Annotated in this window: 11 protein-coding genes; 5 read left to right on the top strand and 6 right to left on the bottom strand. The window is 67.4% G+C overall.

Annotation, left to right across the window (positions count from 1 at the left end; translation table 11 throughout):
• The first annotated feature begins 114 nt into the window (after positions 1 to 114).
• Positions 115 to 630 carry an SRPBCC family protein gene (locus tag PSR88_RS09620; protein WP_029539347.1) on the top strand — a complete coding sequence of 172 codons (516 nt, stop codon included), beginning with the start codon at positions 115 to 117 and terminating at the stop codon, positions 628 to 630.
• Here the strand turns inward: PSR88_RS09620 and PSR88_RS09615 are convergent.
• Entirely contained in the window at positions 576 to 1004 is a 429-nt protein-coding gene (locus tag PSR88_RS09615; RefSeq protein ID WP_016882830.1) for an antibiotic biosynthesis monooxygenase, read from the bottom strand. The two genes, PSR88_RS09620 and PSR88_RS09615, sit on opposite strands and share 55 nt — an antisense overlap.
• Before the next feature lie 67 nt (positions 1005 to 1071).
• Positions 1072 to 1575 carry a GNAT family N-acetyltransferase gene (locus PSR88_RS09610; protein WP_011594814.1) on the bottom strand — a complete coding sequence of 168 codons (504 nt, stop codon included), beginning with the start codon at positions 1573 to 1575 and terminating at the stop codon, positions 1072 to 1074.
• Between the two features lie 190 nt (positions 1576 to 1765).
• Between PSR88_RS09610 and PSR88_RS09605 the strand changes: the two genes are divergently transcribed.
• Genes PSR88_RS09605 through PSR88_RS09595 form a run of 3 tightly spaced genes read left to right on the top strand, consistent with a single transcriptional unit; the run spans position 1766 to position 4951 of the window.
• Entirely contained in the window at positions 1766 to 2290 is a 525-nt protein-coding gene (locus PSR88_RS09605) for a MarR family winged helix-turn-helix transcriptional regulator (RefSeq protein WP_011594813.1), read from the top strand.
• Positions 2283 to 4082 (top strand): AMP-dependent synthetase/ligase, encoded by a 1800-nt coding sequence (locus tag PSR88_RS09600; RefSeq protein WP_016882831.1) that lies wholly within the window; start codon positions 2283 to 2285, stop codon positions 4080 to 4082. Before PSR88_RS09605 ends, PSR88_RS09600 begins: the two co-directional genes overlap by 8 nt.
• 17 nt (positions 4083 to 4099) lie before the next feature.
• Positions 4100 to 4951: a patatin-like phospholipase family protein gene (locus tag PSR88_RS09595; RefSeq protein ID WP_016882832.1), complete on the top strand. Its 852-nt coding sequence runs from the start codon at positions 4100 to 4102 to the stop codon at positions 4949 to 4951.
• 3 nt (positions 4952 to 4954) lie between these two features.
• On the opposite strand, the gene PSR88_RS09590 is transcribed toward PSR88_RS09595, so the two are convergent.
• Positions 4955 to 6202, bottom strand: coding sequence for a lipase family protein (locus PSR88_RS09590; RefSeq protein WP_029539349.1), 1248 nt, complete (start codon positions 6200 to 6202; stop codon positions 4955 to 4957).
• A gap of 119 nt (positions 6203 to 6321) precedes the next feature.
• On the opposite strand from PSR88_RS09590, the gene PSR88_RS09585 reads away from it, so the two are divergent.
• A complete protein-coding gene (locus tag PSR88_RS09585) occupies positions 6322 to 6816 on the top strand; it encodes a GNAT family N-acetyltransferase (RefSeq protein WP_037197085.1) in 495 nt (164 codons plus the stop codon).
• A gap of 4 nt (positions 6817 to 6820) precedes the next feature.
• Here PSR88_RS09585 and PSR88_RS09580 read toward each other — a convergent pair whose 3' ends face one another.
• From PSR88_RS09580 to PSR88_RS09570, 3 genes are read right to left on the bottom strand one after another with little or no spacing between them, the layout of a single operon-like run.
• On the bottom strand, positions 6821 to 7582 hold the full coding sequence (locus tag PSR88_RS09580) for an amino acid ABC transporter ATP-binding protein (RefSeq protein ID WP_009474600.1): 762 nt from the start codon (positions 7580 to 7582) through the stop codon (positions 6821 to 6823).
• Positions 7579 to 8247: an amino acid ABC transporter permease gene (locus PSR88_RS09575; protein ID WP_009474599.1), complete on the bottom strand. Its 669-nt coding sequence runs from the start codon at positions 8245 to 8247 to the stop codon at positions 7579 to 7581. Before PSR88_RS09575 ends, PSR88_RS09580 begins: the two co-directional genes overlap by 4 nt.
• A 10-nt stretch (positions 8248 to 8257) precedes the next feature.
• A complete protein-coding gene (locus PSR88_RS09570) occupies positions 8258 to 9046 on the bottom strand; it encodes an amino acid ABC transporter substrate-binding protein (protein WP_011594807.1) in 789 nt (262 codons plus the stop codon).
• Positions 9047 to 9089: the final 43 nt, after the last annotated feature.

Here is a 9089-nt window from a genome sequence, read left to right as displayed (position 1 = left end):
GGAGTTGTCCGACAGGAAGGGAGGAGGGTGCGCGGAATTGTCGGCCAACTTCGGTGTGGACGTCGGTCTCCCGTGTCAAGCTGTCGTCAGGTACGACAGCGAGGGAGTGGGCCGGTGATCCACGGAAGGTATTTCGAGTTCAAGGGTCGTCCCGCCGTGCGGTTCCGGTGCACGTACCCGTTCCCCGTCCCGAGGCTGTGGGAGGCGGTGTCGGAGCCCGACGAGCTCGCGCACTGGTTTCCGTCACGGGTCCGCCTCGACACCTACGCCGGCGGCGACATCGAGTTCTTCCCGGAGCCGCACAGCGACCCCGAGACGGGGACGGTCCTCGTCTACGGCGCCCCGTACACGCTCGCGTTCACGTGGGGCGGGGACGAGATCCACTTCGAGGTCGAGCCGACCGCGGACGGGTGCGCCCTGACGCTCGTCAACGTTCTCGAGGTCCGCAACACCGCAGCCAGGAACGCCGCCGGGTGGAGCGTCTGCCTCGCCGACCTCGACCGGCACCTCGACGGCTCCGACGCGCCCGGTCACCGTGGAGATGCGTCCGCGGACTGGCGGCCGTTCTATCAGACCTATTTGGGGGAGGGGATGCCGTCGGGTGCGCAGATCCCCGGGGAGCCCGCCTGACCGTGGCCGGCGGCGGTCCGGCGTCGAGGGCGTTCGAACAGGCTCTCCACGTCCGACGCCGGCTCGTCCGGCTCCTCGACCGCGATGTTCCCGCCGGTCCTCAGCCACCCGTTCCGCAGCGAAGATGTCAACCAGTTGTCCAGCGTGGCTTGGGTTTCGAACTTCAGCACGATCACGCAGACATCGGAGGTGCTGCTCTCCTTCAGCCATCCTCCGCCGAGGAATCCGGGAAACAGCCGGGCGAGCCCGAGTCCGGTCTGGATCCAGTCGGCGAACTCCTCGTCGCAGCCGGGAAGGACCCGGCGGACGATGGTCGTCGTGACGGACGCATCCACCGGCCCGGCTGTTCCGGCGCCCTCGGCCGCGTGCTCCATCGTTTCCTACCTCGGTTCCGCTCACCCCCGTGACACGTGCCACCTCAAACTACCAGCGGATACGACGTCACAGGTCGTAGAAGGGTGCGGCGTACCTGAACGTGCCGGTGATGCTCGGATTCCAGCGTGCGAGCCGGCGGACCTGGAAGTGGGACGACCACGAGGGCTGGTCCGGCTCGATCCCGACCGACGTTCCGGAGACGAAGCCGAACCGCGGGTAGTAGTCGAGGTGACCGAGCAGTGCCACCAGGGGTTCGTCCCTGGCGTCGGCGCCGCCGAGCGCGGCGTGCATCAGTGCCGAACCCACGCCGTCGCGCTGGACGTCGGGGAGCACGCCGATCGGGCCGAGCGCGAGTACGTCCGTGGAGTCGACGGTCGCGCGGGTCAGGCACACGTGGCCGGCGACGGACCCCGCCAGTTCGGCGACGAGGGACAGTTGCGGAATCCACGCGTCGCTCGACCGCAATCGGGTCACGAGGCCGACCTCGAGGGGTGCGTCGCCGTCGAAGGCCTGCCGGTGCACCTCCGCCACCGCGTCGATGTCGCCCGGATTCTCGCGTCTGATCAGCATGCGGACAGAGTGTATCGACGGGCCCGCGGCCGCAACGGATTTCTGACGGCGCCCGTTGTCCGGCCGGTAGCGGTGGACGGAAAGCGTTCTCCAATTGTGACCGTGTGACGATTCGGGCCGAATGAATTTCCGAACGATCGATAGCAGTATGGGCAGAACGTGAGTCGAGCGAAGGGCAACGGGAATCGGGGTGCGGGTGGTCGAGGCCAGGGTGGTCGGATACAGTTGCGGTGTGCAACACAACGAGGTCGAGCCGGAGGAAACGTCCGCGTCGGGCGTGGTGGCCGTCCATGACGAACTCGTCCGCCTCGTCCGTCAACTGGTTGCCGATGACCGTCCTCCCGTCGGATCCCCGACGTTCGCTCAACATTCGCTGCTCTCCTTCGTCGCCCGCAATCCGGGATGCCGGGCCACCCAGATCTCGGACGCATTCGGCGTGCACCGCTCCACGGTGTCGCGTCAACTCCGGGGCTGCATCGACGAGGGGTGGGTGCACGCCGAGCCGGGACCACTCCGCAGCGGTCATCCGTTGAGCCTCACCGACGGCGGCGTCGCGGTGCTGGCCGGCGCCGACGCACGCCGCGTGGAGGAAGTCCGCGACCGGGTGGCCACGTGGTCGGACAGCGAAATCGCCGCGTTCGCACGGCACCTCCGGAAATTCCGCCAGGGCGGCGACACAGACCACGACAGCATCGGAGACGACACCCGTGCGTGAGTACACCAGCGCCCCGACGTTCACCGTCTCCGACCACGAGAACGCCGTGCTGAGGGTGTTCGCGCACGCCGAGAGCCATCCGGATCGGGTGATGTACACGCGTCCGGAGTCCGGCGGGTGGGTCGACGTGACGGCCAAGGACTTCGGTGCGCTCGTCATCGGGGCCGCGAAGGGGTTGATCGCCAACGGTGTCCAGCCCGGCGACCGCGTGGCACTGCTGTCGTCGACGAGATTCGAATGGTCGCTGCTCGACTACGCGATCTGGGCGGCGGGCGCCGCGTCCGTCCCGATCTACGACTCGTCCTCGCACGATCAGATCCGGTGGATCATCGAGGATTCGGGGGCGGTCGCCGCGCTCGTGGAGACTCCGGCCCACGCGTCGAGTTTCGAGGGCGACGGCATCCCCTACACGCTGAAGCGCATCCTCACCATCGACGAGGACGCGGTGGGCACGCTCATCAAGGACGGATTGTCCATCGACGATTCCGAGGTGTTCAAACGCGTAGTGGCGCTGACCGCCAACGATCTCGCCTCGCTCGTGTACACGTCCGGGACCACGGGCCGTCCCAAGGGCTGCATCCTCACCCACCGGAACTTCCTGTCGGAGGTGCGGGCGTTGCTCGCGGCACCGATCGGTGACGTCGCACGGCCCGGCAACCGCGTCCTCACGTTCCTTCCGCTGGCGCACGTGCTGGCGCGCGCAGTGTCGCTGGCGATGTTCGAGGCCGGCGCGACGCAGGCACACTGGTCCGACTTCGGCACGGTCACGGGCGAATTCGAACGTTTCCGGCCCAACACCATTCTCGGTGTACCCCGCGTGTTCGAGAAGGTGCGGGACGGTGCGGCGCGCAAGGCGGCGTCGGCGGGCGGCCTGCAGAAGCGGATCTTCGACTTCGCCGAAGCCACGGCGGTGGCGTACAGCGAGGCCCAGGACACGGGCGGTCCGTCGCTGCGGCTCCGGCTCGAGCGTGCGCTCGCCGACAAACTCGTCTACGCGAAACTCCGCGCCGCACTGGGCGGCGACTGCTGGTGGGCGATCTCCGGCGGCGGCGCCCTCATGCCGAGGCTCGGTCACTTCTTCCGCGGCATGGGTGTTCCGGTCTACGAGGGTTACGGTCTCACCGAATCGACTGCCGCGCACTGCGTGAACGTTCCCGGCGCCCAGAAGATCGGAACGGTCGGTCAGCCACTGGGCGGCAACAGCGTGCGCATCGCCGAAGACGGTGAGATCGAACTGCGCGGCGGCGTCGTGTTCGGCGGTTACTGGCGCAACGAACACGCCACCCGGGACGTGCTGAACGACGGCTGGTTCCGCACCGGCGATCTCGGCGACCTGGACGACGAGGGCTACCTCACCATCACCGGCCGCAAGAAGGATCTGCTGATCACCGCCGGCGGCAAGAATGTGTCGCCGGGGCCTCTCGAAGACCGGCTTCGCTCGCACACCCTCGTCTCGCAGGCGGTCGTGGTGGGCGACGGCCGCCCGTTCATCGGTGCCCTGCTGACCGTCGATCCGCAGGAATTCGACAAGTGGAAGTCCGCGCACGGCAAGCCGTCCGACGCCACGGCGGCGGACCTGCGCGACGACGAGGAGCTGCGCGGGGACCTGCAGGACGCGGTGGACGACGCGAACACCACCGTCTCCCACACGGAGTCGATCAAACGGTTCGTCGTCCTCGGCCGCGACCTCACGGAGGCCGACGGGGAGCTGACCGCCACCCTGAAGATCAAGCGTCCCGTGGTGACCGAGCGCTTCGCCGACGACATCGCGAGCCTGTACCGGCGGGGCTGACCCGTTACGGTGGCGGCATGACAACAGCTTTCGTTCTGTCGGGTGGGGCGAGCCTCGGTGCCATCGAGGTCGGCATGTTGCAGACCCTGATCGGCAGGGGAATTCGGCCGGACCTCGTCGTCGGCACGTCCGTCGGCGCGCTCAACGGTGCCTGGCTCGCCGGCGGCTCCTCCGATGCAGATCTGCGTGAACTCGCAGACCTGTGGCGTGGTCTCACCCGCAGTGCGGTGTTCCCCACCGGACTGCTTACCGGATTCACCGGTTTCGTCGGCCTCCGGAACCATCTGGTGTCCAACCGCGCCATCCGGAGGCTGCTGGAGCAGAATCTCCGGTTCGAACGGATGGAAGACGCGCCCATCCCGCTGCACGTCATCGCCGCCGACGTGCTGACCGGCAAGGACGTCCGGCTGTCGACGGGGCCGGCCGTCGACGCCGTGACCGCCAGCGCGGCGCTGCCCGGCATCCTCCCACCCGTGGTGATCGACGGCCGGGCGCTGATGGACGGCGGGGTCGTCGACAACACGCCCATTTCCCATGCCATCGATTTGGGGGCCACGACCGTGTGGGTACTCCCGACCGGATATGCGTGCACCCTGTCGAAGGTTCCCGGAAGTGCCCTGGGCATGGGGTTGCTCGGTGTGACCCTCGCGATCAATCAGCGGCTCGCCCTCGACATCGAGCGGTACGAGAGCGTCGCCGACATCCGGGTGGTTCCCCCGCTGTGCCCACTGGACACGAGTCCCGCCGATTTCGGCGACGCCGACGAGCTGATCACGCGAGCTCGGGAGCAGACCGCGAAGTGGCTCGACGAGGCGCGGGTCGTCGAGGTCGGTCAGGCCGATCTGCTGTTGCCGCACGTGCACGGATAACCGTCAGCGGCATCCCGCGGGCGCCGGCACGCCGGCCAGTCGTTCGTCGATCCAGCGCACCACCTCTGGCAGCGCGAACACGGCCGCGGTGAGGTGCTCGCCGAACTGTGGGGCGTAGGTGACGTCGCCGCCACCGCGGCACCACTCCTGCTGCAGCGTGATCACCCCCTCCTCCGGAATCCATTCGTCGCCGAGGAACACTCGCGACGACCCGTGATACAGCAGCACAGGCGTGACCGGGGTGAGCGCGCCCATCCTGTTCTCGGCGACCACCGTTCGGGCCGTGGGATCGCCGAACGGGTCGGGTACGGCCGCGAACAGTTCGGCGGGAAGCAACGCGATCCCGGCCGGTGCGAGGGCCAGGATGCACTGGTCCTTCAGTGGGGACGTCGCCAGCAGCACACCGAGCGGATTCGCCAATGTCAGCATCTCCGGATATTCGCGGGCGAGCCCGAGGACAGCGGACAGGTACAGACCCGAACCGAGCTGGCTGTTCATCGTCCTGCGCAGCAAACCGAAATCGGCGGGGATGCCGCCCGCGGCGGCGCCGGCGAGTTCGACGTCCGGCGCGTACGACGGTTGCAGTTGCGCCGCCCAGCCGGTGGCGATCGCACCACCGCTGTAACCCGTCGCGGCGACCGGACTGTCGGAGAGCCCGAGGCCGGGCAGACGCTTCATGCCGCGGATGCTGTCGAGCACGGCATGACCGGCCATTCGTCCGGCGCTGTACGCCATCCGCGGCCCCTCGTGGTCGGGCACGAGCACCGCGTAGTTCTTCGCGAGGAACAGCGACAGCACCGGTGGGATGTCCAGGTCCAGGGTCTGCCAGTCGTGCACCATCTTGTAGGACGGGGTGCACCGGGCGCCCAGGGAGTCGATGGGCATGTTGTAGGCGACCACCGGTCTCGGTTCCGTCGCCGTCCACGCCGCGGTCGGTACCAGGACTGTCGCGGTCACCGGCACGGGACGGTGCTTGGAATCGTTGGAACGCACCATGATCTGGTGAGCCCGGTGCGGCACCAGTGTGTTCGGGAACGCCCGGAGCGTCACTTCCCGCGAGCGGATGATCTCACCGGCGTCGAACTCCGCGACATTCGGCGGCCACGCGAAGAAGTCGTCGTCCAGAATGGGGGACGGGAGAATGGATTCGGCGCCCAGGGGCTGGGCGGCGACACGTGGGGGATGGGCGCAGACGAACGCGGCCGCGCAGGTGGAGAGTGTCATCAGGACCACTGCACGAAACAGCTTCATCGCTACCACCGCCTGAGGTAACTGTCCCAGAATGTAACTGTAACTCCAGTCACATCTTCGCAGATCGACACGGGTACAGCGGTGGTTTGTTTTCGTCGCGGGGTGGTTACTGTGTGTGCATGGCGGTCACCGTGGAGCGGGCAGTACTCGAGCAGGCTGAAGACATCGTTCAGATGCACTGGGACGCTGAGGATTGGATCCTGGCAAGGGAACTCGACGCACCCGCCCGGGGTGAGGTGTCGCTCGCCGACGTTCGTGAACAGATCGAGTTCGGGGAATGGCGTGTCGCGCTGTTCGCGGGAATCGTGGTGGGGGCACTGCGGGTGCTGCGGTCCGACCCCGACGTGTGGATCGAGGACGACATACCGGCCGCCTACGTGGCCCGGGTCATGACCGACCGCCGGCACGCCAGCGCGGGACTCGGCGCCCAGTTGCTCCGGTGGGTCGACGAGCACGCCCGCTCCGAGGACGCGTCCGTCGTCCGGCTCGAGTGCGTCGAAACCAACGCCCGGCTACGCGACTACTACGAGGAGCAGGGTTTCTTCCTGGTGGGTCGCAGGGACTTCGACGTGGAGTGGCCGAGCGTCGTGCTCATGGAGAAATCCCTGCGCTGACCGTTCACAGCGGGTCGAGGATGCGGTGCAGGAACTGGCGCAGTCTCGGCCCGGTCGGGTTGGCGAGTACGTCTCTCGGTGTGCCGCGTTCGAGTACGACACCGTTGTCGACGAACAACACCTGGTCGGCCACCTGCTGCGCGAACCGGATCTCGTGGGTGACGATCACCATCGTCCAGCCCTCGGTCGCGAGATCCCGGATCACCCGCAACACCTCGCCGACCAGTTCGGGGTCGAGTGCGGACGTGGGCTCGTCGAACAACATCAGTTTCGGTTTCAGGGCGAGCGCCCGGGCAATACCGACCCTCTGCTGCTGACCGCCCGACAGCTGGTACGGGTACTGGTCCGCCTTCTCCGCCAGGCCGACCTGGGTGAGCAACCGCATCGCGTCCGCGCGCGCCTCGTCCTTGGGGCGTTTCTGCACCACAATCGGCCCCTCGGTGACGTTCTGGATCACCGTCTTGTGCGGAAACAGGTTGTGGGCCTGGAACACCATGCCGCTCTGCCCGCGGAACGCGGCCAGCGTCGACCGGTCCACCTTGGCGCCGAAGTCCACGGACACGTCGCCGATGGAGATCGTCCCGCGGTCCGCCACGTCGAGGGCGTTGAGGGTGCGCAGCACCGTCGTCTTGCCGGAGCCCGACGGCCCGATGATGACGGTCACCGTTCCGGCCCCGACGTCGAAGCTGATGTCGCGCAGGACGTGATGGTCGCCGAACGACTTCTCGACGCCGGATACCTGAAGCAAGGGAGGGGTGCCGGTCATTTGGCCACATACCTGTCGAGTCGGGCTTCGAGCCGGCCCTGGACGGCCGACAGGAAGATGCAGATCACCCAGTAGTACAGCGCGGCGACGCTGTAGAGGGCGAAGAAGTCGAACGTCGGCGCGGCGGCGAGCTGGGCGACGCGCAGCAGTTCGGTCACCAGGATCGTCGATGCCAGCGAGGTGTCCTTCACCAGCGAGATGAGTGTGTTGGACAGCGGCGGCACCGCGACCCGTGCGGCCTGCGGCAGGACGATCCGCTGCAGTGTGGTGGTGTACCCCATCCCGATGGTCTGCGCGGCTTCCCACTGCCCCTTGGGGATCGACAGGATCGCCGACCGGATCACCTCGGCGGCGTACCCGCCGACGTTGAGGCTGAACGCGATCACAGCCGCCGGGAAGGGGTCGAGAACCACGCCGAACTGGGGCAGCGCGTAGAACACGATGAACAGCTGCACCAGGAGCGGCGTGCCGCGGATGATGGACACGTAGAACCGGGCGATCACCGACAGCGGTCTGATCGACGAGATCCGGGCGAGCGCCACCAGCAACGCGATGACGAGCCCGATGGTGAAGCTGATGATCGTCAGCGGAATCGTCATGGTGACCGTGGCCTTCAGCATCGGCCACAGGTTGTCCAGGATCAGCTGGACTGTTGCGTCGTCCACAGGCAGGCTTTCAGTTGGTCGGTGCCGAGACGTCGGTGCCGAAGTACTTCTGCGAGATCTGGGCGAGCGTTCCGTCGGCGCGCAGTTCGTCCAAGGCCTTGTCGATGTCGGGCATCAGACCGCTGTCCTTGCGGGCCGCGAACGCCTGCTCGCTCGTGTCACCGGTTTCAGCGGCCACTTTCACACCGGTGTCGCTCGTCTGCTTCTGATATTCGGCGACGGCCAGATTGTCGTTGACGGTGGCGTCGACCCGGCCGTCCTTGAGCAGGGTGATGGCCTGCACGAAGCCCTCGACGGATTCGACGTTCGCGCCCGCGTCCCTGGCGACCTGCGCCCAGTTGCTCGTCGCGGACTGCGCCGTCGTCTTGCCGTTCAGGTCGGCGAGCGAGGTGATCGAGTTGTCGTCGGCGCGGGTGACGATCACACCCTCGGAGTAGGTGTACGGCGTCGACAGGTCGTACTTCTGGGTGCGTTCGTCGTTGACGGTCACCTGGTTGGCGACGAGATCGTAGCGTTTCGCTTCGAGGCCCGCGAAGATCGAGTCCCACGGTGTCTGCGTGAACTCGACGGAGACGCCGAGTTTGTCACCGACCGCGCGGATGACATCCACGTCGTACCCGGTGAGCTGACCGTCGGGGCCCTGGTAGCTGAACGGTGTGTACGTGCCCTCGGTGCCGACCTTCAGGACCCCGGCCTCGCGAACCTGGTCGATGACCGGCCCCGAGTCGGAGTTCCCACACCCCGCCAGCGACAGCGCGGTCAGGACGGTGATCAGGACGGCCGGAAGTGTGCGTCGCACGGGGTTCCTCCTCTGTCGGCGGATCAGCTAACCGTACTGGTCG

Source organism: Rhodococcus sp. DK176 (genome assembly GCF_038447315.2).
Lineage (GTDB): Bacteria > Actinomycetota > Actinomycetes > Mycobacteriales > Mycobacteriaceae > Rhodococcus_F > Rhodococcus_F jostii_A.
The sequence above is the reverse complement of the archived record's forward strand: the minus strand, read 5'-3'. Positions and strand labels throughout refer to the sequence as shown.

What these genes read in the sequence shown, in the direction of transcription:
- PSR88_RS09595 (WP_016882832.1), top strand. Translation starts at nt 4,100, where the DNA reads ATGACAACAGCTTTCGTTCTGTCGGGTGGGGCGAGCCTCGGTGCCATC.
- PSR88_RS09580 (WP_009474600.1), bottom strand. Translation starts at nt 7,582, where the DNA reads ATGACCGGCACCCCTCCCTTGCTTCAGGTATCCGGCGTCGAGAAGTCG.
- PSR88_RS09610 (WP_011594814.1), bottom strand. Translation starts at nt 1,575, where the DNA reads ATGCTGATCAGACGCGAGAATCCGGGCGACATCGACGCGGTGGCGGAG.
- PSR88_RS09585 (WP_037197085.1), top strand. Translation starts at nt 6,322, where the DNA reads ATGGCGGTCACCGTGGAGCGGGCAGTACTCGAGCAGGCTGAAGACATC.
- PSR88_RS09615 (WP_016882830.1), bottom strand. Translation starts at nt 1,004, where the DNA reads ATGGAGCACGCGGCCGAGGGCGCCGGAACAGCCGGGCCGGTGGATGCG.
- PSR88_RS09590 (WP_029539349.1), bottom strand. Translation starts at nt 6,202, where the DNA reads ATGAAGCTGTTTCGTGCAGTGGTCCTGATGACACTCTCCACCTGCGCG.